The organism is Paraburkholderia sp. GAS41 (assembly GCF_050436545.1).
In the GTDB taxonomy this organism is placed as follows: domain Bacteria; phylum Pseudomonadota; class Gammaproteobacteria; order Burkholderiales; family Burkholderiaceae; genus Paraburkholderia.
In genome coordinates this window covers 82,762-106,247 of sequence record NZ_JBNDMK010000003.1, presented here as the reverse complement: position 1 = coordinate 106,247, position 23,486 = coordinate 82,762, and the positions used below count along the sequence as shown (strand labels likewise).

The following is a 23,486-nucleotide window of genomic DNA, read 5'->3' as shown; positions in this document are numbered from 1 at the left end:
AGCATCTTCACATGGGTACTAACACCTTCGTATAGAACAGCCCATACATCGGCTGTGTGCCAGCAGACATAAGGCCGATTGCGCTGCCAGACAATTGCGAATATCTTCCTTCCGCTGCACGCCGGGTACAACCCCTCCACTGTGATCGGCTCGTGATCCGGATCCTGCTATTTGGTCAGTAACCTGAGCGCCGGTGTGTGTCACTCATTACGCTTTGCGCGTGCCATTCATTCGAGCACGGTCAATTTGTTAGATTGACCGCAGACATTACTTGTTGATCCATGACGTCATCGGACTATAGATTCACACTGCTGGGCACGGGTGAGTTTGCCTTGTATAGACGCAGGGGCGCAGACGGCTCGGTGCTTATCGCTATTCCGGCGGGGTCGACCGCTCTGGAGGCCCAGCTGGAGACGTTGCGCCACGAATACGCGCTTCGTTCCGACCTTCACCCCGATTGGGCTTGCGTACCTGTCGAGTTTACTCATTTCAATGACAGTGCCGCGCTCGTGCTACGCGATCCAAGCGGCGTGCTGTTACGCGCATTTTGCGGCGCACCGCAGGCATTACATGATTTCCTGCCGATCGCCATATCGATCGCCTCGACTCTAAGCCGCGTGCATGCCAAGGGGCTGATTCACACGCGAATGAATCCGGACAACGTGCTGGTCCGCGTGCCGCATGGGCGAGCGTGGCTGACTGGCTTCGGCAGGGCACATCGAATCGCGGATGGGCAAGCTGCCGAGGGCGTGCCGTCCGATCTCTGCCTGACCTCATTGAATTACATGGCGCCCGAGCAAAGTGGGCGTATGAATCGCCCTGTCGATGTGCGTTCGGACCTCTATGCAATAGGGTGCATATTTTACGAGTTGCTGACCGCCAGCACGCTGTTCGACACTCGAGACGCCGAGGCGTTGCTCCGCTCCCACGTTGCGAAAGAGCCGCCTTCACCTGCCGAACGCGTGGCAGGTGTGCCGCCGCAACTCACCGCGATCGTGATGAAGTTGCTCTCAAAGGCGCCAGATGAGCGATATCAGAGCGCCGCGGGATTGGTGATGGACCTTTCGCGATGTCTTGCCGCTTTAGAAACGGAAGGCGCAATTGACGCGTTTCCACTAGATAGCAGACACGTTTCCTACAGTCTCAAGTTGTCGAACCGTCTTTACGGCCGCGAACTGGAAGTTGCGGCAGTGGTAGCGGCTTTCGATCGGGTCGCGGAGACCGGTACCCCAGAACTGTTGTTGATCAGTGGCGAATCGGGTTCGGGAAAGTCCTCGCTGGTGCGCGAAGTATTCAACCAGTTGCGTTGCTGTCCACACTTTTCTGCCTCAGGAAAGTTCGATGAGGTGAAGCGTGCGACCCCGTACGCGGGCCTGGCGCAAGCTCTGCAGGCTCTGGTGCATCCGATTCTTGGCTACGAAGATGCTGAATACGCACGCTGGCGCACGATTCTGCAGGCCGCGCTTGGCACGCACGTGCGGCTGATGTCCGGACTGGTTCCCGAACTCGCGCTGATCATGGGGGAGCAACCGCCGATTTCGCATCTGCCTCCTCCGGCGGAGAAGGAGCGCTTTCTGCGGCTCGCAACGCGGCTTATCGGGGCGTTCGGCGCCGAGGGGCGACCGCTGGTCCTGTTCCTGGATGATCTCCAATGGATCGATGCGGGCACACTTGCGGTCGTTGAATATCTCGTCACTGATCAGACCGTGCGGAATATTCTTTTGATCGGTGCGTATCGAACCGGCGAAGTGGATGACAAGCATCCGCTACGTAAGGGTTTTGCTGAAGCCCGCGCCGTCGAACGGACCTTGGCTCTACGGCCGCTACGCGAAGCGGATATCGGACATCTCGTTTCTGACGTGCTCGGTTGTGCGAGGGACGTTGCCATGCCACTCGCCGCGCTCATCCACGAAAAGACCCGGGGCGATCCTTTCTTTGCGATCCAGTTCATTACCGCGCTGCATGACGAAGATCTGATTTACTTCGACGACGAGGCGTTCACTTGGGAATGGGATATTCCGCGTATCACCGCCAAGGGCTATTCAGACAATGTCGTCGACCTCGTCCTGCAGAAATTCGATCTGCTGTCGGCGAGCGCGAAAGTGCTGCTGCAGTTCTTGACCTGCCTTGGCAGCGGAGCGGCTACACGAACCCTTAGTGTTGCGGCGGCAGTGTCGCCAGAGGTGGTGCACACGACGCTGGCCGAGGCGTGTACCGCTAATCTCGTCTACGAGCGCGATGACGGGTATGCCTTCTGGCACGACCGAATTCAGGAAGCCGCGTACGCCATCGTGCCTATCGAAGCGCGCGAGGGCCTGCACCTCGAAATTGGCAGGCGGCTATTGAGCAACGTGTGCTTGGAAGAGGAAGCAGAAAGTCTGTTCGAAACCGCGAACCAGATCAACCGGGGATCGGCATTAGTGACCTCGTTGGCAGAGCGCGAGCGCTTTGGCAGGCTAAACCTGCTGGCGGGACAGCGTGCAAAGGCTGCAACTGCATACGCGTCCGCTCTGGAGTATCTCAGCGTGGCCGCGCGACTCATGGAGGGAACGGTTGGCGACTGCGGAACAGTCCATGCGATTGCGCTGCATCGGGCCGAGTGCGAGTATCTGACGGGCGCCCTCGATGTGGCCGAGAAGCGATTTGCAGAGCTATCGAAATGCAATCTCGACCTGTCGCTTCGCGCCGAACTGACCCGTTTGCGAGCAGCCCTGTACACGACACTCGACCGTCCCGACGTGGCGCTCGAAGTCGGACTTGACTACTTGAGAATGGTCGGCCTGGAGATGCCATTGCATCCCGCTGATGCAGAGGTCGAGCGCGAGCATGCAAGGATACTGGGGCTTTTGAACGGGCGGGACATCAACGAACTGCGCGAATTGCCGCTGATGCGTGAGCTGCGCTGGCGCGGCACGATGGATGTTCTTGCGGATCTCGTCCCTGCCGCCTTGTTCACCGACGCGAATCTCCACGACCTCATGCGGCTGCGCATGACGAGCTTGAGCCTCGAACACGGTCATTGCGATGCTTCGTGTTACGGATATGCATCGCCAATCTTCGGCTTCAGATTTGGGGACTACGACTCCGCGTTCAAGTTCGGCGAGCTCGCGCGCTTCCTCATTACCGAGAAGGGGCTCGCACGCTTCCGGGCTCGCGCCGAGATGTCGTACGGTGCGTTGGTGTTGCCGTGGAAAAAGCCCGTGGGGGAAGGGCAGATTTTCATGCGCCAGGCCCTGTCGGTCGCGGCCGAGAGCGGCGATGTGACGTTCGAGGTTTACTGTAAGCGCAATCTTCTGAGTAACCTGATTTTCGCGGGAACCTCAATCGAGGAAATGCAGCGCGAAGCCGAACTTGGCATGGCGTTTGCGCGGGAAAAGCATTTCGGCCTTGTCGTTGATGCGCACCTCGCGCAGATTGTGATGTTTCGTCGGCTTCGCGGAATGCCTGTCGATGTGGCGTCGCTACTGGCGGCGGGTTACGACCGAGAATGGATCGAGCGGTTCGCGCGAGGTGAAAGTTCGCACCGCGCAATTGCAGCGTTCTCGTACTGGACACATTCGCTCACGACCAGCCTGTTGTTTGGCGATGTGCAAGGCGCCATTGCGGCCGAAGGCGAGGCGCTCAAGTTCTACGCGTCGTCGCGCGGCTTTCTGGAAACGGCCGAGTATCATTTCTATGGTGCGCTGGCACGCGCGGCTGCGTTGCGTCCGTCGGAAAACGGCTGGCTTGCGGACGTGCATCGCAAGGCACTTGACGGTCATCTAGAACTGCTCTCTATATGGAAGGAGAACTGCGAGGCCAATTTCGCCTGTCGGGTATACCTCGTCGACGCTGAAATCGCTCGTGCCGAGTCGCGCTTTCTGGATGCGGAACACCTGTACGAACGGGCGATGCAGACCGCAAAAGCGCAGCAATTCTTGCACGTTGAAGCGCTAGCAACCGAACTTGCGGCCGATTTTTATTCCGAACGCACACTGCACACCATTGCGCATATGTACGCACGCAATGCGCGATACGCCTACCTGTGTTGGGGCGCCGACGCGAAAATCATGGATATCGACCGGCGCTATCCGGGGATTATGGGGCCGTTGTCGCCCCTCGCGCTGGAGAGCAAGCAACTGTCGGGTGGGGCCAACTTCGACGTCGTAGCGGTCGTCAAGGCGTCGCATGCGCTGTCCAGCGAAATCGTGTTCGAAAGCCTGCTAAAGACCCTGCTTGGCATCGCGATCGAACACGCGGGCGCCCGGTATGGTGTGCTGGCGCTTTTGCGCGCCGGTCAACTTCAGATTGCGGCGCGTGCGAGTTCAGGTCCATCGGCCATCGCGTTCGATCTGCAGCCCGCCGTGGTTGATTCGACGACCTTACCGAAATCCTTGATATTCACTGTGATGCGTACGCAGACGAGCATTGTTCTCGATGATGCGCGTTCGGTCGGTTCATTTCTGCAAGACGAATATGTGCTCTCGCATGCGCCCCGTTCGGTCCTGTGCCTGCCCTTGCTCAAACAAGGCCAACTGGTGGGCTTGCTGTATATGGAGAACAATCTCGCGCCTGGTGTTTTCACGCCCGAACGATCTGCAGTCCTCGACGTCCTGTCTTCTCAGGCTGCGATTTCGTTGGAGAACGCGCGTCTTTATGCCGAGCTTGTGGAAGAAAACCGGCAGCGTACCGAGGTCGAGAGTGCGCTGAAGGTGTCGCGGCTGGAGTTGGCGCGAGTGACGCGCCTGACGACGATGGGTCAACTGGTTGCCTCAATTGTTCACGAAGTCAGCCAGCCCATCACCGCGGTGAATACATGGGCCAATGCAGGGGTGCGTTGGTTGAACCGCGATAAGCCTGACGTCGTTGAAGCCAGGACGATCTTCCAGAAAATCATCACGGATTGCACCCGGGCGGCGGACGTGATCCGTGGTTTGCGCGCGCTTGCGAAGAAAGCCGCGCCGGAGCGCGTGGTATTCGACCTCAACCAGGCGATTGGCGAAGTGCTGGCGTTGGCAAGAACCGAACTTCATCGGGCCTCGATCCAGCTGGACAGGACGTCAGTGCAGGGAACACTGCTCGTCAATGGCGATCGGGTTCAACTCCAGCAGGTCATGCTCAACCTGTTGATGAACGCAATCGAGGCCATGTCGCCGGTCGATCGGGAGGTCCGCAAGATTGTCGTCTGGTCGGAATTGACCGAGGCACAGGACGCCGTCGTCACTGTTCAGGACAACGGCGAAGGACTGAGTCCTGAAGCGATCACGCGGATTTTCGATCCGTTCGTCACGACGAAGACAAGTGGCATGGGCATGGGTCTGTCGATCTGCAGGACCATCGTGGAATCGCACGGAGGCGACCTTACGGTGACCTCGACGCAAGGACAGGGCGCCACCTTCAAGGTCCGACTACCCGTAGGGGGCTCGTCGGCGGAGATCTGTCGCGACGCGGCCGGGAACGTGATCTGACACGCCGTGATGATTCGCGCTGACTTGCGGAACAGAGTGATCTGATATTGAGCGAGCATCGTTTTGACCCGGTCTGCGTCAGGCTAAGCGATAAGGGCTACGGGCTAGGGGAGATCCGCTTGCTCGCCGAACATCTCCATTCGACGCAAGATCCAGTCGAGCAATTCCTGAGCGGCGGCGACCAGAGGTCGCCCGGATTTCACTAGCACCTTGGCTTTGATGCCACGAAATAGCGGATGATCGATCGGCACGACAGTTAGATATCCGGATAGTATCTCCCGATACGCCGCGAATTTACCAACCAATGCCACGAAATCGCCCGATGCCGCCATGCGCTTCAGTCCCGTCAGGGAGTTCGTGGTCAGGGTCGGGCGGATTTCGACATTTTCGGCGAACGACAGCATCGCAATGAACTGTCCGATCCCGTACGTCTCTGGCATCAAGGCGAGCGGATAGGCGAGTACGTCCTCGAAGCAAACAGGACCGTCCCGCAACGCCAACGGATGGTCTTTTCGGACCAGCAGCACGACCGGTTGAGAGGAACTCGCAACACACTCGACGCGCGGATGCGACTGCGGGTTATACGCAAGTCCAATATGCGCGCGACCTTCGGCCACTTCCTTGACCACGTCGTTGACCGGCAGCATGCCGATCGTGACATGTAGCTTTGGGTACTGCATGCAGAAATCAGCGAGTACTTCGTCGATCAATCCGTCGACATAGCCCTCGCTCAGGACCAGTTTGATGTGACCTTCCTGCAAGCCTTTAAGCGCCTGAAGCCGGTCTTCGAGTTGTTCCTGATATCCGCAATAGCCTCGCCAGAACTCCAGCAGGTGGCCGGCCGCCTCGGTGGGTTTGACGCCGCGCGCTTCGCGTACGAACAGTGTCGAGCCGAGTTCGTCTTCCAGCAACTTGATCTGCCGCGTGATGACGGATGGCGACGTATTGAGACTCTCCGCCGCACCGCGGATCGTGCCGTGACTCAGGACCGCGTAAAAATACCGCAGACGTTGCTGATTGATTTCTCGCAAGCCGCACCCGGAAGGTTGATATTCAGGAACCACACCTGTGTTTGAGCATCGGCGAGACGAGGGTTAGCGTCGACTCAACCGAGCGGTAGCGAGCATAGAGGGCGCAACGCTGTAGCCGCAACATACGTTCGTGTCGACGTGGCATACGGATGTATAGGTGGATTCCTCGCGGTCGTGGTGAGCAACGGGAACGGGACGCCATGCGCTGGTTGCGTCTCCAGTCCTCTTCTTTACAAGAGGCTACTTTCCCGATTTGCGCGAAAGAGATTCCCCTTTCGGCTCTGTGTCTCCATCGTTGACGAATATAAACTTGGCCTCGAATCAATCGAGAACAACGATGAAGACACGTCCTGACGCAAGCAGTTCTCTGCTTCGCAACCTCCCGTGCCTCGATGAAACGCACTCCACGGTCGCCTGAGGCGTCCGTGTGAGTCATGCTGTGCGCCATCAGGCGAATTCAACTCAATACAACAGGACACACAAGAATGATCAGCATACCTGATGTTCTGTGTTCAATAGGAGATGCGATGAAGAAGGTTCTGATTGGTCTGATCGCAATGACGGCGTCTGCGGCGGCCAGCGCGCAGAGCAGCATCACGTTGTATGGCATCGTAGACAATGGGCTCGAATACGAGACTGGAATGCCGAAGGGGCACGTGTTCGGTGCACAAAGCGGAGGATGGGCTCAATCACGATTTGGCTTTAAAGGTACCGAAGATCTCGGCGGCGGCACTCAGGCGATTTTCCATCTTGAGTCTCGCCTCGACACGCAGAACGGCAGCTTTGCCAACGGCAGCTTCTTCGAGGGACAGGCGACCGTCGGTTTGCATAATGACACGTGGGGACAGGTGAAGCTCGGCAACATGGGTTCGGCTGAAATTAGTCAGTATTCGGGCGATGTCGATCCCCAGCAGACAAAGAAATATGCAATCGGTACGCTGGTGCGCGGCCGGATCTTTTCGCAGGCGGGTAACGGTGTGGAGTATCTGTCACCGTTGGTTGGCGGATTTATCTTGCAGGGGCAGTACGATCTGACCAATTCGACGAAATGGAACTCAGGTAATCCGGGAAGTGCGCCCGGCCAGTTGGGTTCATCAAGTGGTTTGGGCAGCGCCCAGGGGCGATCGGACGGCATCAAGCTCTCATACCAAGTGGGCAGCCTTTACTGGCAGGCGACTTATGACGAAGTACGTGATCCGAACGGTCAGTTCAGCAATGTATATCTGGCCTCGCGTTCCATTCTCACGGGCGCGACTTACGCGCTGGGTCCAGTCGTAGCGTACCTCGGCTATCAGCATCTCAGCGCGCCCAACGCGTCCAGCGGGGGATACTTTGGCACCGCCATTCCAACGACTCTGCCGACAGGCACGTCGTTGCCGACGGCGGTCGATCACGAATGGGTCGGTGCAATCTGGAACGTGACAGGGACACTTGCTGTTTCGGGGGCGGTATATCACGCCAACGCGAATCGGGGAAATGGCAACGCGACGCTCTATACACTGGGCACGAACTATTTCCTGTCAAAGCGCACGCTCCTCTATACCGAACTCGGTTACGTTCGAAACAGTGCGACGTCGAATCTTGGGCTGGACAGTGGCCTGTATGGCGCCAACACCAACGACGATCCGACGAACAGTGGGGCATCGAACAGCAACCCGAATTACGGCAAGAGCCAATTCGGTGTCATTGCAGGCGTCGCGCACCAGTTCTGACAGGCAGGACGCGGTAGTGCGTATTGGGAAATATCGTGCTACCTGAACTTACGCATGCGCACAGACGCTCTCGCCGTTTTCAACGAAACCGGCTCGCAATATGCTGGGGAATATTCTCCGGTGTGACGACCACGACCGATGAAGAGGGCGAGACGGCGGCCGCCGGTAGAAGTTTGTGGAACAGCATGATGTGCTGGCAAGCAGAGCGCATGTCCTGACGCAAATCGTGATGAAGAATGGCCTGTACCTTGCCTTCGCGCAGTAGCCGTACGTTGTCGCGATCCAGGTCGTGTCCGATGAAGCACACGGGCGACTGCTGTTGCGCTTCCAGCGCCCGAAGAATGGCGACATTGCCGCCTCCCATGGAGTAGACCGCGGAGATCCTGATGCCTGTCGAGAGAAGCTTGTGGACGCGAGCTTCGGTTTGCGTGTCCAAACCGTGGCCGCCACTGGCGTCAACTAATGTGAGTTGCGGATATCGGAGTCTCAATGCACGCCGAAAGCTTATTTCGCGCTCCTCTTCACCTCGGAACCGTTCATCGCTCATGGTGATCAGGATGTTGTCGGGCTGTGGGCTTAGCCACTGCGCAACGAGATACGCCGCCGTGGCGCCGGCAACCCGATTATCTAACCCTGCGTATGCAATGCGTCCGGACAAGGGGATGTCGGTGAACATGGTGATGACCGGGATTCCACGCTGTTGCAGTTCGCCAATTGCCTCGGCGATCTCGGGGACATCGCGAGCCTTGAGGAACACGCCGTGACTTCCCCGACGTCCAATCGAGCGAAGCACATCGACGACTTCAGTCGTTGCCATGGTTTCCTGCAGCAGAAAACGCGGACGAAAGACCACCGGATGCATGCCTGGCAATTCAGCTTCAAGTGCGTCCCTGATTTCGTCAGTAAAGCGCGCGGGTGCTTCTACGACCACGTCCACCATGAGCTTTCGCCCGGTGGTTGCCAACTGCATTTCCTGCTTCTCAAGCTCCTTGATGGCTTGCTCGACGCGCTTACGCGTGTGTTCGCGAACGTGCGCCCGTCCATTCAGCGCACGGTCGACGGTGGCCGCTCCAAGTCCCGCCTGTAAAGCAATCTCTTTGATAAGAAAGCGGTGCGCCATCTCGCATATTCCCAGTTTTGATGTCTTTTTGATGTATTTATGATATCCGATTCGCGATTTGCGGGACTATCCTATGACGCATACAGGAAGACAGGTGGTGGTCTAGTGAGTTTATCCAGCGCCGCAGGTGCCACGCTGTGCCAAATATTGACGGTATACCCAATCCATATTCGGAGATGCCACGGCGCCCCTTCGCCTCAAACGGTCACGCTGCATGACAGCGTTCGATAGAAATACAGTCAGATTTGGGTAAACCCCGAAATTGATGTTTTTTTGATGTCTTTCAGATCTCCCTCGATCAAAGCGATGCCGGGGCGTTGCCGATGCGTCGCACGGATGTAGGCGAGGGATTCTTCCGAAACTATCGCGTCCGCATTTTTACTCGCGGTGGCGCATCGGGAAAAGCAGGTACACGAGATGGATCAGTTTAAGGAATTGCAGCTTTTCGTCGAAGTTGCCGAGACCGGCAGTATCAGTCGGGCGGCCGAGGTGGTGGACCTCTCCATTTCCGCCGCGAGCCGTTATCTGATCGCTTTGGAGAGCCGGCTTGCCGTCCAGCTCGTGCGCAGAACAACACGCAATCTGTATCTCACTCAGGCGGGGGCGGAATTCCATCGACGCTGTAAATCTATCCTGGCCGACCTCACTGAAGCGGAGTCGATGATCAAGGACGCGACGGTGCGACCCAGCGGTGTACTTCGCGTGACTGCGTCGCTTTCGTTCTGCATGCTACATATTGCCCCGATGCTTCCCGAGTTTACGGCTCGCTTCCCGGACATCACGGTGGAGGTGGTAGCCGCCAATCGCTACCACGACATCATCGAAAATGGCATCGACGTCGCAATCCGCACCAAGGTTCTGGAGGCAGACAGCAACATAACGGTAAGACGGCTTGCCGCGACGCGGCGGGTGCTGGCCGCTGCTCCTTCGTACCTCGAAGCAAATGGGTCGCCGCGCTTTCCGGCGGAACTGGCCAAGCACAAGGTATTGAATTACGGACTTGCCGACAATCCACGTGAGCTTGCATTTTGCCGCACAGGCGAATCGGTTCTCGTGAAGATAAAGCCGCTTCTTGAATCCAATGACGGACAGATACTCCGGATTGCCGCGCTCGACGGCATGGGCATCCTCGTGCAGCCAAAGTACATCGTCCATGACGACCTCGTGGCTGGCCGTCTCGTGCCGGTATTGGACGATTGGGACCTGCCACGACTCACGATCAACATCGCCTTCCAGACGCGGGCGCATATGCCGGTCAAGGTTCGCCTGTTTATCGATGCGCTGGTCGAGCGGTTTCAGCAAAACGAGTACGAGCGGCACTGGACCGCGTGAGCGTTGCACGCCCAGGGTAGTCCCGCCTGCCGGTCTCGACTTTCCCAACCTTTGCGAAAGAGATTCCCTTTTCAGCTCTGTTTTGTCGGCTTCGGGGAATATAGACTGGTCTCAAAGCTGAACGAGAATATTGACGGAGACGTTTCATGAAACCTGTAACACCTTTTGATTCGGCATCCTCATCACTGTATTTCGAAGAAGCTCATTCGGCCGATGTCGTCAACGCCCGGATGGCTCCGAATGCCGACGCGCGACTGCGCCAGGTCATGACGATCCTTGTCGAGCATCTCCATGCAGCGGTGAAGGAAATCGAACCGTCGCACGAGGAATGGCTTGCTGCGATTCGCTTTCTGACTGAAACAGGCCAGATGTGCACCGACTGGCGGCAAGAGTACATCCTGCTCTCGGACATCCTCGGCGTGTCGATGCTCGTCGATGCGATCAATCATCGCCGGCCAAGCGGGGCCACGCCCAATACGATTCTCGGGCCGTTCTACGTGGCGAATTCGCCAGAGTACGAGAACGGCGCCAATATCTGCCTGGACGGAAAAGGTGAACCGTTGCGCGTGGCGGGGTGTGTGAGGGATATCGAAGGCAGACCCATCGCGAACGCGAAGCTCGAAGTCTGGCAGACCAATGACGACGGCTTCTACGACGTCCAGCAAAAAGGCATTCAGCCGGACTCGAATCTGCGTGGCGTGTTGACCTCGGATGCAGAGGGACGGTACTGGTTCAGGTCCGTCAAGCCGCGTCACTATCCGATTCCGTCAGATGGTCCGGTTGGCAGACTCCTGGGTGCGATCGGGCGCCACCCGAACCGTGCGGCACACCTTCATTTCATCGTTACCGCACCGGGCTATGACTCTGTCATTACGCACATCTTCACGCCCGACTGCCCGTATCGCGACGCAGACGCGGTGTTCGGCGTCAAGCGTGAGCTCATTGCCGAGTTCAACAAGATTGACGATCCGGATGCTGCTGAGCGCGTCGGGTTCTCAGCACCGTTCTGGTCTGTGTCGTGGGACTTCACGCTTGCGGCGTCGACCCAACCCAGGCGGGCAATCCCATAGTTGTTTTTTGGCACGCGGAACGTGTGCTGTCGCGACCCACTGATGAAACCGAGTAACAGGACTACTACACATGAGCACGACAAACATTGAACTGGTAGCGGCGTACTGGACTATCGCCGGCGACGTCTACCCGTGCGGACCCGTCGAAATCAGTCCATTTCCGCTGCGAGACCGTTGCGAAGCGGCATCGCGTGCGGGTTGGAGTGGCATCGGGCTGATCCTCGATGACCTCGAGCACAGCATCGGAAAATACGGACTGTCTGGCGTCAAGAATATTCTGGACGACACGGGTATGAAGTACTTCGAGCTGGAAATTCTGATGGACTGGTACCTCGATGGCGAAGCACGTGCCAAATCCGACAGTTTCCGGCGTCGTGTTATTGAACTCGGCGGCGAGCTTGGCATGCGCAACCTGAAAATCGGCGCGAACCCCTTCGATGAGAGCGTGCCCGACTTTGCCCGTATGACCAGCGAATTCGCAACACTCTGCGAAGACGTGGCAACGGTCGGCGCGACGGTCGCAATCGAATTCATGCCGTTCTCGCCCATTCGAAACATCGCCGAGGCGCTGAGGATTGCTGAAGGCGCCGACCAACCCAACGGCGGGTTGATGGTTGACCACTGGCATGTAGCACGCGGCGGCAGCCCCTATAGCGAGGTCGCCCGCATCCCCGCGCGCTTTATCACGGGAGTCGAACTGGATGACGTGGGCGCGCAGGTCAAGGGCTCGCTGTTCGACGACTCGAGCTTTAACCGTCAGCTGTGCGGCGAAGGTGCAGGCGACTGTCCGGCCTTTATCGATGCCCTGCAAAAAGCGGGCTGCACGCTTCCTTACTACGGCGTGGAACTCATCTCCGAGACGCACCGGAAGTTGCCACTCGACGAGATGGCCAAGCGCGCCTATGAGACCACCGTCGCACAGTTCCCGGCAAAAAGCGCGATTTCCGCCTGAAGCCGTTGATCCTGGAACACACCGTCCTTCTGGAGACTCCCATGATTCGAATCGCTGTACTCGGCGCAGGCCGCATTGGTCGTATTCACGCCGCTAACGTTGCTGCTAGCCCCAACGCCAAACTGGTGGTGGTCGCGGACCCTTTTGAAGAGGCGGCAACCGCGCTTGCGGAACGGCTCGGCTGCGAAGCGTCGACGAATTGCGCGGCAGTGCTCGAACGCGGCGACATCGACGCAGTGGTGATCGGTACACCTACGGATACCCACATCACGTTCATGTTGCAAGCGGTCGCAAGCGGCAAGGCAGTCCTGTGCGAAAAGCCTATCGACCTCGATATGGAAAAATCGCTCGCCGCAGCCAACGAGGTGGAGCGCCTCGGCGGCCGCGTGATGCTGGCGTTCAATCGCCGTTTCGATCCGACGTCCCAGGCATTTCGCAAGGCGATCGATGCGGGCGACGTTGGCGAAGTTCGCCAGGTCGTGATCTCCAGCCGCGATCCGGGTATGCCGCCGCGTGACTACGTTGAGCACTCCGGTGGGATCTTTCGCGACATGGTGATCCATGACCTCGACATGGCACGCTGGCTACTGGGCGAGGAGCCGGTGGAAGTCATGGCGCTGGCAAGCCGGCTGGTCGATTCGTCACTGGCAGAGCTCTCGGATTTCGACACCGTGATGGTGCAACTTCGCACTGCTTCCGGCAAGCAATGCCATATCAACTGCTGTCGCGAAGCGGTCTACGGCTATGACCAGCGCATGGAGGTGTCTGGCTCCAAAGGCATGCTTCTGCAGGAGAATCTTCGGCCTTCTACGATCCGTCGCTGGACCAAGGAGGCGACCGATGTCCGCGAACCGCTGCTGAACTTCTTCCTTGAGCGCTATGAGGCTGCCTACAAGGCTGAACTCGAAGCCTTCGTGGAAGCGCTCAATACGAATGCGCCGCTGCCGACTTCGGTGCAGGACGGGCTCAAGGCGTTGCGTCTGGCGGAGTGTGCGTACGAGTCCGCGGTGTCGGGAAAATCGGTCAAGGTCTAACAGTTCATCTGGAGGAGATAAATCATGACGCCAAAGATGGATGCGAACCAGACGTTGGGTGTGGCGTGCCTGGGCATCACGCATCCGCACACGTCCGGCCGGGTCAAGGCAATCCAGCGTCGTACCGACGCCAGGATGCTTGGCGCGTGGGACACGAGTCCACTGCTTGAGCCCTTCGTGGATGCGCTCGGCCTCGAAGTGCGTACGAAAGAGGACATTCTCGCCGACGAAAACGTGCACGTCGTGCTCGTGCATTCGAAGAGCGAAAAGATGGCCGATCTGACCATCGAAGCGCTCGAGGCAGGCAAGTCGGTGCTGTGCGAAAAGCCCGCGGGGCGTAGTTCAGCAGATGCGAAACGTATCGTCGCCGCAGTCGAACGCACGGGCGGTCTCGTGCAAGTGGGTTACTGCTGGCGCTTTGCTCCGTCCGTGGATGCCATGCAGGCTGCGCTGAAAAGTGGCCGTCTCGGCAAGGTGGTTCAGGTAAGGGCGCACGGCGGCTGCTCGCATGACGAAGCAGGCACGGCTCATATGACGCAGCCGGGTGACATTGGCGGCGCCGTGTTTGTCATTGGCTGCCATCTCGTGGATCGCATCCTGTTGCATTTCGGCATGCCGCGATCGGTCAACGCCCGCATTACGAAGTTTGCGAATTTCCACGGCGACGAGTCGCGTGAAGATGCGGCGGGCGCGGTCCTGAACTACGAAGACAAGATTGTCGTTATCGATTTCATGTCGTGGGACGTGTTGCCGTGGACGGAAAGTTGGGACATCACGGCTTACGGGACCGAAGGCATCATGTCGTCCCGTTCGCTGCCGTCGAGCTACAAGATCTACGACGCGGGCAAAGGAAACCACCCCGAGGGATGGACCGAATGGCAGGAAACGAGCTTCCCCGAAATCTGGGCCACGAAGAAGACCGAATACTCGCCTGATATTGCGGAAATCGGTAACCCGGTTTACTTCGATCGCGAATCGCACGCCTTTTTCGATGCGCTTTGCAACGGTACGCCGTCGGTAGTGCCCGCTAGCCAGGCGTACAACATCAGTCGCGTCATCGAGGCGATGTTCGCGTCGTCGAAGCAGGCGGGCGCAGAGATTTTTATCGAATAGCAACAACATGAAAGGCTGGCCTCCCTTCGGGGTCAGCCGGCGAAACAGGTTGACGATAGTCGATCGATCAATTCGGAATCCTTATCAGGAGACACATTATGAATATCATCAAGAGCGTTGTGGTGGCATTGGCCGCTTCGATCACACTGTCCGCGGTGTCGGTGTCCGCCTTTGCGCAGGACAAGGGCGTCGTAGGGATTTCTCTGCCTGACAAGACAGAGTCACGCTGGATCACCGACGGCAAGAGCATCGTGGACGCCCTGAAGGCGAAAGGCTACGCCGCGGATCTTCAGTACGCGAATTACGACGTACCGACCCAGGTCAACCAGGTCGAGAACATGCTGGCCAAGGGCGTCAAGGCGCTCGTGATTGCACCGATCGATGGCAAGACGTTTTCGGATGCATTGGCACTCGCTCAACAGAAGGGCATCAAGGTTATCTCGTACGACCGCTTGATCAGCCAGACTAAAAATGTCGACTACTACGCCACGTTCGACAACTACGGGGTGGGCGTGCTGCAAGGTCAGAGCATCGTGGCTGTGTGGCAGAAGAAAGGCAGCAAAACCCCATTCAATATCGAAGTATTCGGCGGCTCTTCGGACGATAACAATGCGCATATGGTCTACGCCGGCGGGATGTCGGTGCTCAAGCCGTATATCGATAGCGGAAAGTTTGTGATCCGCAGCAAGCAGGTGACCTTCGATAAGGTTGCGACCCGCAACTGGGATGGCGCAACGGCCCAGTCCCGCATGGACAATCTGCTGAGCGCCTTCTATGGCAACAATCGACTCGATGCAGTATGGACACCGAATGATGCGATTGCCATTGGGGTGATTTCATCGCTCAAGGGTGTGGGCTACGGCTCGGCTCAACAGGTCATGCCGGTCGTCACGGGACAGGATGCGGACCTGCAGAACGTCAAGGGAATCATTCGCGGAGATCAGACGACAACGGTGTTCAAGGATACGCGCAAGCTGGCGACTATCACCGCCGATATCGTGGACGACGCGTTGACGGGCAAGGCTGTGCCGGTGAACGATACGAAGAGCTACAACAATGGCGCCAAGATCGTTCCGACCTACCTGGTGAAGCCCGTGCTCGTCGACAAGGACAACTTCCAGACGGAGCTCGTCACGAGCGGGTATTACACGCAGGCGCAGTTGAAGTAGTCCGGTTCTGTTCGTAGTGGGGGCTGGATGTCCAGTGGCAGCCGGCGCTTCGCAGACAGTTCGTCTACGTGACCGATCCAGGGAATACGGAAATGGAAACCATTCTGGAGATGAGCGAGATTCAGAAGAGCTTTGGCGCGATCAAAGCCCTGAATAACGTCAATCTGAAAGTCCAAAAGGGCGAGATCCACGCCATATGCGGCGAGAACGGCGCAGGCAAGTCGACGCTGATGAAGATTCTGAGCGGCGTCTACCCGCACGGCTCTTACGCGGGCAACGTGGTCTACGACGGCGAAGGGCGCGCGTTCGCCGATATCTCCGATAGCGAGGAGGTGGGAATCATCATCATCCACCAGGAACTCGCGCTCGTGCCCATGCTTTCGATTACGGAGAACATCTTTCTCGGCAACGAACAGTCGAAACGCGGCGTGATCGACCGGCAGGGTTCCCGGTCCAAGGCAAAGGAACTGTTGGCGAAGGTCGGTCTGACCGACTCCCCCGATACGCTTGTCGGCACGCTCGGTATCGGCAAGCAACAGCTTGTCGAGATCGCCAAGGCGCTGTCGAAAGAGGTCCGTCTGTTGATCCTGGACGAGCCCACCGCAAGTCTCAACGAAAAGGACAGCGACACGCTGCTCAATCTCCTGCTGGAATTGAAGGCGCGTGGCGTGACGTCCATCATCATTTCGCACAAGCTCAACGAGATTTCACGCGTTGCCGACGGCATTACGATTGTCCGCGATGGGTCGACCGTCGATGCGCTGGACTGTCGGGCCGAGACCGTGAGTGAAGACCGCATCATCAAGGCGATGGTCGGCCGGGAGATGTCCGATCGTTATCCCAGGCGTGTACCGAACATCGGCGAGGTGATCTTCGAAATCAGGGACTGGCGCGCACAGCATCCCACCCAACGCGAGCGCGAGGTCATCAAGGGCGTCAACCTGAAGGCGCGAAAGGGCGAAATCGTGGGGATTGCCGGGTTGATGGGATCGGGTCGCACCGAGCTCGCCATGAGCGTCTTTGGACAAACGTACGGGCAAGACATTTCCGGCACGGTGCTGATGCATGGGAAGCCGGTTGACGTGTCGTCGGTGAAAAAGGCCATCAAAGCGGGACTTGCGTACGTCACCGAAGACCGTAAAGGCAATGGTCTGCTGCTCGACGACAACATCCAGCGGAACATCTCGTTGGCGAATCTGCCCGGCGTGTCGAGGTTCGGCGTGGTCAACGAACATGAGGAAACCACGGTCGCGGCAGATTTTCTCAAGAAGCTGCGCATCCGTGCCCAGGGCGTAACCCACGTCGTCGCCAATCTGTCCGGTGGCAATCAACAGAAAGTCGTACTGAGCAAGTGGCTTTTTTCGGAACCCGAAGTACTGATGCTGGATGAGCCCACGCGAGGCATCGATGTGGGAGCCAAATACGAGATCTACAGCATCATCAATCAGGCAGTTGAAGCGGGTAAGTGCGTGGTCATGATTTCTTCGGAAATGCCGGAGCTTCTTGGCATGTGCGACCGCGTTTATGTGATGAACGAAGGCCGCTTTGTCGGCGAGTTCACCGCGGAAGAGGTCTCGCAGGAAAAGATCATGCGGGCAATCATGCGAAATGGAGGCATCTAAAATGCGTAAGGTACTCTCGCCGGCGGCGCCGCAGGACGCCGGAATGGAAAAAAGCGAAATCGTTCGGGCATTCAAGCGCGGTGCGAGCGAATACGGACTGCTGATTTCGCTCATCGTCATCATGGCATTCTTTCAGGTGTCGACGAGCGGTGTCTTGATGCAGCCGCTCAATCTGACGAACCTGGTTCTGCAGAACAGTTACATCGTCATTATGGCGCTCGGCATGCTGATGGTGATCGTCGCGGGTCATATCGATCTCTCGGTTGGATCGACCGCAGGGCTCGTGGGTGCACTCGCAGCGGTACTGATGGTGCAGTTCAACGTCAACTACGTGCTGGCCACGGTCATCTGTATCGTCACCGGTGCGCTGATTGGTGCCATTCAGGGTTACTGGATTGCGTTCTGGCGGATGCCATCGTTCATCGTCACGCTGGCCGGCATGCTGGTATTTCGTGGACTGACAAACCTGATCTTGCAAGGGCAGTCCATCGGACCGTTCCCGGACGCTTTCGCTGCTGTCAGTTCCGGCTTTATTCCGGATGTGTTTCATGGGCAAAGTCTGCACATCACGTCGATCCTGCTGGGGATCATGGTGGGTGTGATGTTCTTCGTGATTGAACTGCGGCACCGGGCAAGCGCGACCCGATACGGTATGGGTAGCGGCTCGTTCTCGATGTTCGTCGCAAAGAACATCATCCTGACCGGTCTGATCGTGTTTCTCTGCTCCATCCTTGCGTCGTATCGCGGCCTGCCGACGGTGCTCGTCATCATGGTCGTGCTGATTGGTGTCTACGCGTTCATCATGAATCGCACCACGATGGGTCGCCGCGTTTACGCAGTCGGTGGCAACGCGAAAGCCGCCAGGTTGTCCGGGGTCAGCGTTCCGGCGGTCAGTTTCATGACGTTCGTGAATATGGGTGTGCTGGCTGCCCTGGCCGGCCTCATCTTCGCCGCCCGCTTGAACAGCGGCACGCCCAAAGCAGGCACAGGTTTTGAACTCGATGTCATCGCGGCATGCTTTATCGGCGGCGCGTCGGCTTCTGGCGGTGTCGGGAAGGTGGTAGGCGCGGTGGTGGGCGCGTTCATCATGGGCGTCATGAACAACGGGATGTCCATTATGGGCATCGGCGTCGACTACCAGCAGGTGATCAAGGGCGTCGTATTGCTCGCGGCCGTTTTTGTCGATGTGTACAACAAGAACAAAGCCTGAGTTCCGGATTCCGGACGCGCTGCTGGATCGTGCGGACGAGAAGCCGATTTTTTAGCGTTGGTGTGCCCGGCCGGGTCAGGTAAAGCAGCGATCAATAAGGCTTCCTGAACGGCTGGATCGGGCAGGCATCAGTGGAAGACACGGAATCGACATGATTAAGCACATCGTTATGTGGGATGTTCGCGGTGAAACGCCCGAGCAGAAGAAGGACGCGGCGCAACGGGTGAAAAGCGCCTTCGAAAGTCTGATCGGGAAAATCCCGGGACTGACGAAGCTCGAGGTCGGCATGGATGTGAGCGGGGTCGATTACGCCTGCGATGTCGTGCTCTACACCGAGTTCGAAGACTCGGAATCGTTGGACGCGTACGCATCGCATCCTGAGCATCTGCGCGTCAAGCAGGTCATTGGAGACAGCCGTATTGCCCGGCACCAGGTCGATTACGTTTGAGCCGAGTAACCATAAGGAGCCCGTATGTACCACTTTACCTATACGACACCGGCCTCCCGGGTGGTGTTCGGCGCCGGCAGCATGAAGCTCATCCAGCAGGAAGTCGAAGTTCTGGGCGCTCGCAGAGCGTTAGTGCTGTGTACTCCGGAACAGCGGGCGCAGGCGGAGGTGGTTTCGTCCCTGCTGGGTCCGTCGAGCGCTGGCGTCTTCGACGGGGCACAGATGCACGTTCCCATTGAAAACGCCCGCCGGGCCCGTGAGTACGCGAAGTCGGTCGACGCGGATTGTGCGGTGGCGGTTGGCGGGGGCTCGACGATTGGCCTCGGAAAAGCGATTGCGCTTGAATCGTCCCTGCCGATCATCGCCATTCCGACCACTTATGCGGGTTCGGAAATGACCCCGATCTACGGCATTACCGAAAGTGGCCTCAAGCAGACGGGACGGGATTCCAGGGTGTTGCCGAAAACGGTTCTCTATGACCCGGAATTGTCGGTGGATTTGCCGGTTCCTTTTTCGGTCGTGAGCGGTCTGAATGCCATTGCGCACGCCGCAGAGGGCTTGTACGCAAAAGATGGAAACCCGGTGATGTCGCTGATGGCCGAAGAGGGCATCCGTGCGCTCTCCCGTGGTCTGCGGGGCGTGAAAAAGAGCAGCAGGGACCCGAATGCGCGCAGTGAGTGCCTCTATGGTGCATGGCTTTGCGGAATGGTGCTCGGCAGTGTGGGTATGGCGCTTCATCATAAGCTCTGCCACACACTGGGCGGCACATTCAACCTGCCGCATGCGGAGACCCATGCGATTGTTCTTCCGCACGCGCTCGCCTACAACAGCAACGCCGCGGCTGATGCCATGTCACGCATTGCGCGGGCTGTCGACGCGGAATTCGCCGCAGATGGCTTGTACGAACTGGGCCAGGAACTCGGTGTGCCGCGTGGTCTGCGTGATATCGGATTGCTCGAGAGCGACCTCGATCGTGCTTGCGAAGTCGCCCTGTCCAATCCTTACTGGAATCCGCGTCCCGTGGAAGAAAGGCCACTCAGGGCGTTGCTCCAGCGCGCGTGGGAGGGCAGCCCGCCTCGTCCCACTTGAGTACGTTGCGAGGCTTTGTGTGGCCGGATCAGAGCGGCGCGGGCGTAACGCTCGACCAGTCGGGGAGGGCGTCGAGATCCGGCCGCATCGTGACGCTTTCCTGTTCGTTGGGATCGGTTCGGGCGATGACCGCAACGCATGGTTCATCCGCGCTCACGTTATAGGGAATATGTGGCACTCCCGCGGGGATGTAGAAGAAATCTCCAGCCCGAACCACCACATGATTCTCCATTCTTTCGCCGTACCAGCAGCCCGAAACGCCGCTCAACTGATAGATGGCCGTCTCATGTTCCGCGTGGAGATGCGCTTTGGCACGGGCACCCGGCGGAATGGTTGCAAGCTGAAGATGCACAAACTTCGATCCCACACTTTCAGCGGAGATACCTACAGCGTAGGTCAGCCCCTGTTTTCCCTCGAACTGAGGTCTGGCTTGGACCAGTTGGCAGGTGGAGGTGTCAGGCTTAGGTGCGCTAATGTTCATTGCTTCTCCAGACAATGAGGGCCGGCGTCGAGTGCTTCAGGCGGCGCGTGGGATATTCCCGGAACGTAACAGACCGTAGCGAGAATATAACCCGTTGCGCGTGGGTAAGCTGCGGTACTACACAGAAGAACGGCCGATTGACGCGCCGCCGTCGACATACAGCGTTTGTCCGGTGATGTACCCGGCTTCCTCCGACATCAGGAACGCAATGCTTGCCGCCAGTTCGGCGGGCTTGCCAAGGCGACGCATTGGAACCAGGGAAAGGAAGCGTTGTTCCGCGTCACTACCGGCTGGCGTGTTCTCGCGGAACAGTTCAGTCTCAACCGGTCCGGGCGCAACCGAATTGACGGTAATGCCGGTCGCGGCGAGTTCCAGTCCCCACGTGCGAGTCAGGCTGTTCATCGCGCCCTTGGCGGCCGCATAGGCGGAGCGCTGGGCGACACCCAGCGCGACCAGACTGGAAACGTTCACTACACGTCCCCAGCCCTTCTCGCGCATCTGCGGCAGCAACGCCTGGACGGCCTGGACCGCTGGATTCAGATTGGAACTGAACGAGGTAGCGAGTTGATCGAGCGTGATTTCGCCAAGCGGGGCCAGGCGGACAAAGCCGACGTTATTGACCACCCCGTCGAACGAATACTCGCTGACCAGTTCGCGCAGGATAGCGTCGGTGGCGACCGGATCGGTGAGGTCGACCGAGCGCAGCTTGCCTGGAAAGTGGGCGTCATCGGCCCGTCTGGCCAGACCGATCACCTCGTGGCCATCGCGGGCGAGCCTTTCCGAAAGCGCGCGGCCGATACCTTTGCTTGCGCCCGTTATAAGAAATGTGCGTTTCGTCACGGTGTACTCCATTCGATGCAGGATTATTGACACAATTGTCAATGTTGGATCGTATGGAAACTTGACAACAGTGATAAGGATGACTTCTGTCGAAAGACTGTTGCTGAAACAGAACATATCCTGCCCGCCAACGGGCGGCGTCATGTTGCGGTCGCTCGCGCCGTTCCAGAGCGAAGCGCAACTACGCGCCGTTCACGAGTGCGGCGGCGCCACTGCGTCAATGAGCGCGGCGGCGGTCTGCTTGAGACTCTTGGGGTCCGCATACACGCGTTCCATGACCGCAATACCCCGCGTGACGGTGACGATGAGCGTGGCAGCGTGACGCGCGGGGATGGCGAGTTGCTGGTCCGCTGCGGGCCTGCTCAACGCGTCGAGCACGACAGCCTCGAGCTGGTCGAGCATCGTTTGCAGCGCGGCGCGCACGCGGGGCGATTCCGCGTCGAGGTCCAGCGCCGTCTTGGTGGACAGACAGCCGCGTGCCGGCGTGCCCTGGCGGATCGAGCGAATGGCGAAATTAAAAAATGCAGTCAGCGCTTCGCGAACATCGGGCTTGTCCAGCGCCGTGCGCGCGTTGGCGATGAACGCGGACGTGTAACGTTCGAATACGCGAATGAAGATCTCTTCCTTGTCTCCATAGGCGTTGTAAAGCGACCCGCGCTGGACGCCCGTCGCTTCCGCGAGATCCAGCATGGACGTAGCGCGGTAACCCTTACGCCAGAATACAGCCAGTGCCTCGGTAAAGGCCTGTTCTTCATCGAACTGACGCACGCCAGCCATACGATCCCTCATAGTGTCATCCACGAATCGCTATTTTGACACTGATGGCTATCATGCGCCAACACGCATCCTGAGGACGTTCGGCTTGCGACCTTGGCTTTATGTCTGGATTGATTACCCGCACATTCGAGCCAAAAGACGTTCGATAATTTCGAACGATTGCATCGATGAGGTGGTACGGCATTTCAAGTGATACCGCGCACCATTCAATCACGGTAACTCACTGAACTCAACGGAGAAGAATATGACTCGCTTTCAAGGTAAGGCTGTATTGGTCACGGGTGGCAGCAGCGGCATTGGTCTGGCCACGGCACAGGCGTTCGCAGCGGAAGGCGCCCGGGTGGTGATCACGGGCCGTGACATCGCGGCGCTCGAAGAGGCAAAACGCGTGCTTGGCGCGGATGCGGTGGCCATTCGTAACGACGCCGGCTCGGTGGCGGCGGCGCGCGAACTCGCCACGGCAATCGGCAACGCCGGCATCAAGCTCGACGCCGTTTTCATCAACGCGGGCGCGGCAAAGTTCGCGCCTTTCACGGACGTGGACGAGGCGCTCTGGGACGCGACCTTCAATACCAACGTCAAGGGCGCCTATTTTCAGATCCAATCGCTCTTGCCGCATTTGAATCGCGGCGCTTCGGTGGTGATCAACGGCTCGATCAACGCGCATATCGGCATGCCGGGCTCATCCGTGTATGCCGCCAGCAAGGCTGCCGTGATCTCGCTCGCCAAGACGTTGTCCTCGGAACTCTTGCCGCGCGGCGTGCGCGTGAACGTCGTCAGCCCCGGGCCCGTGCAAACGCCGCTGTACGGGAAACTCGGCCTGGATGCCGCGACCCTGGAGGCGACGGCGGCTCAGATCCTCACTCAGGTTCCGTTGGGACGTTTTGGTACGCCGGAGGAAATCGCCGCCACTGTTTTGCATCTGTCGGCACGCGAATCGGCGTTCATCGTCGGCACGGCGATCATCGCTGACGGCGGTATGAGCCAGCTCTGAACGACGCGGTGGAATTACACCGCAACCCGCAACCCAGATACCGTA

The 23,486-nt window shown here is 58.5% G+C and carries 18 protein-coding genes; 13 read left to right on the top strand and 5 right to left on the bottom strand.

The features are described 5' to 3' along the window. The first annotated feature begins 362 nt into the window (after positions 1 to 362). Positions 363 to 5,447, top strand: a complete 5,085-nt coding sequence (locus tag P3T43_RS06620) for a trifunctional serine/threonine-protein kinase/ATP-binding protein/sensor histidine kinase (RefSeq protein ID WP_429280257.1) — start codon at positions 363 to 365, stop codon at positions 5,445 to 5,447. A gap of 104 nt (positions 5,448 to 5,551) precedes the next feature. On the opposite strand, the gene P3T43_RS06615 is transcribed toward P3T43_RS06620, so the two are convergent. After that, positions 5,552 to 6,478 carry a LysR family transcriptional regulator gene (locus P3T43_RS06615; protein ID WP_429280256.1) on the bottom strand — a complete coding sequence of 309 codons (927 nt, stop codon included), beginning with the start codon at positions 6,476 to 6,478 and terminating at the stop codon, positions 5,552 to 5,554. Between the two features lie 527 nt (positions 6,479 to 7,005). On the opposite strand from P3T43_RS06615, the gene P3T43_RS06610 reads away from it, so the two are divergent. Beyond that, positions 7,006 to 8,190, top strand: coding sequence for a porin (locus P3T43_RS06610; protein WP_429280255.1), 1,185 nt, complete (start codon positions 7,006 to 7,008; stop codon positions 8,188 to 8,190). A gap of 79 nt (positions 8,191 to 8,269) precedes the next feature. Here the strand turns inward: P3T43_RS06610 and P3T43_RS06605 are convergent, their stop codons facing one another. Beyond that, positions 8,270 to 9,310, bottom strand: coding sequence for a LacI family DNA-binding transcriptional regulator (locus P3T43_RS06605; RefSeq protein ID WP_429280254.1), 1,041 nt, complete (start codon positions 9,308 to 9,310; stop codon positions 8,270 to 8,272). A gap of 417 nt (positions 9,311 to 9,727) precedes the next feature. Between P3T43_RS06605 and P3T43_RS06600 the strand changes: the two genes are divergently transcribed. The 10 genes from P3T43_RS06600 to P3T43_RS06555 all read left to right on the top strand — a co-directional run bounded on the left by P3T43_RS06600 (position 9,728) and on the right by P3T43_RS06555 (position 20,349). Further along, entirely contained in the window at positions 9,728 to 10,642 is a 915-nt protein-coding gene (locus tag P3T43_RS06600; protein ID WP_429280502.1) for a LysR family transcriptional regulator, read from the top strand. Between the two features lie 146 nt (positions 10,643 to 10,788). Then, positions 10,789 to 11,712 (top strand): intradiol ring-cleavage dioxygenase, encoded by a 924-nt coding sequence (locus tag P3T43_RS06595; RefSeq protein WP_429280253.1) that lies wholly within the window; start codon positions 10,789 to 10,791, stop codon positions 11,710 to 11,712. Between the two features lie 70 nt (positions 11,713 to 11,782). After that, positions 11,783 to 12,664: a sugar phosphate isomerase/epimerase family protein gene (locus P3T43_RS06590; RefSeq protein WP_429280252.1), complete on the top strand. Its 882-nt coding sequence runs from the start codon at positions 11,783 to 11,785 to the stop codon at positions 12,662 to 12,664. Between the two features lie 41 nt (positions 12,665 to 12,705). Further along, positions 12,706 to 13,698, top strand: coding sequence for an inositol 2-dehydrogenase (gene iolG / locus P3T43_RS06585; protein ID WP_429280251.1), 993 nt, complete (start codon positions 12,706 to 12,708; stop codon positions 13,696 to 13,698). Positions 13,699 to 13,722: 24 nt separating this feature from the next. Further along, complete coding sequence (locus tag P3T43_RS06580) at positions 13,723 to 14,811, top strand: Gfo/Idh/MocA family protein (RefSeq protein ID WP_429280250.1); 1,089 nt, start codon at positions 13,723 to 13,725, stop codon at positions 14,809 to 14,811. 98 nt (positions 14,812 to 14,909) lie between these two features. Continuing rightward, on the top strand, positions 14,910 to 15,980 hold the full coding sequence (chvE, locus tag P3T43_RS06575; protein ID WP_429280249.1) for a multiple monosaccharide ABC transporter substrate-binding protein: 1,071 nt from the start codon (positions 14,910 to 14,912) through the stop codon (positions 15,978 to 15,980). 92 nt (positions 15,981 to 16,072) lie between these two features. Continuing rightward, positions 16,073 to 17,602, top strand: a complete 1,530-nt coding sequence (mmsA, locus tag P3T43_RS06570; RefSeq protein WP_429280248.1) for a multiple monosaccharide ABC transporter ATP-binding protein — start codon at positions 16,073 to 16,075, stop codon at positions 17,600 to 17,602. Between the two features lies 1 nt (position 17,603). Next, positions 17,604 to 18,812 (top strand): multiple monosaccharide ABC transporter permease, encoded by a 1,209-nt coding sequence (mmsB, locus tag P3T43_RS06565; protein ID WP_429280247.1) that lies wholly within the window; start codon positions 17,604 to 17,606, stop codon positions 18,810 to 18,812. 151 nt (positions 18,813 to 18,963) lie between these two features. Continuing rightward, a complete protein-coding gene (locus P3T43_RS06560) occupies positions 18,964 to 19,260 on the top strand; it encodes a Dabb family protein (RefSeq protein WP_429280246.1) in 297 nt (98 codons plus the stop codon). A 24-nt stretch (positions 19,261 to 19,284) separates the two neighbouring features. After that, the gene (locus P3T43_RS06555; protein ID WP_429280245.1) at positions 19,285 to 20,349 is read left to right on the top strand and encodes a maleylacetate reductase; all 1,065 of its coding nucleotides are present in this window, start codon (positions 19,285 to 19,287) and stop codon (positions 20,347 to 20,349) included. A 28-nt stretch (positions 20,350 to 20,377) separates the two neighbouring features. Here the strand turns inward: P3T43_RS06555 and P3T43_RS06550 are convergent, their stop codons facing one another. The 3 genes from P3T43_RS06550 to P3T43_RS06540 all read right to left on the bottom strand — a co-directional run bounded on the left by P3T43_RS06550 (position 20,378) and on the right by P3T43_RS06540 (position 22,459). Further along, positions 20,378 to 20,830, bottom strand: a complete 453-nt coding sequence (locus tag P3T43_RS06550) for a cupin domain-containing protein (protein ID WP_429280244.1) — start codon at positions 20,828 to 20,830, stop codon at positions 20,378 to 20,380. A 117-nt stretch (positions 20,831 to 20,947) separates the two neighbouring features. Continuing rightward, complete coding sequence (locus P3T43_RS06545; protein ID WP_429280243.1) at positions 20,948 to 21,670, bottom strand: SDR family oxidoreductase; 723 nt, start codon at positions 21,668 to 21,670, stop codon at positions 20,948 to 20,950. Positions 21,671 to 21,862: 192 nt separating this feature from the next. After that, positions 21,863 to 22,459, bottom strand: a complete 597-nt coding sequence (locus P3T43_RS06540) for a TetR/AcrR family transcriptional regulator (RefSeq protein ID WP_429280242.1) — start codon at positions 22,457 to 22,459, stop codon at positions 21,863 to 21,865. A 232-nt stretch (positions 22,460 to 22,691) separates the two neighbouring features. Here P3T43_RS06540 and P3T43_RS06535 point away from each other — a divergent pair, with 232 nt between their 5' ends. After that, the gene (locus P3T43_RS06535; RefSeq protein ID WP_429280241.1) at positions 22,692 to 23,441 is read left to right on the top strand and encodes an SDR family oxidoreductase; all 750 of its coding nucleotides are present in this window, start codon (positions 22,692 to 22,694) and stop codon (positions 23,439 to 23,441) included. Positions 23,442 to 23,486 lie beyond the last annotated feature (45 nt).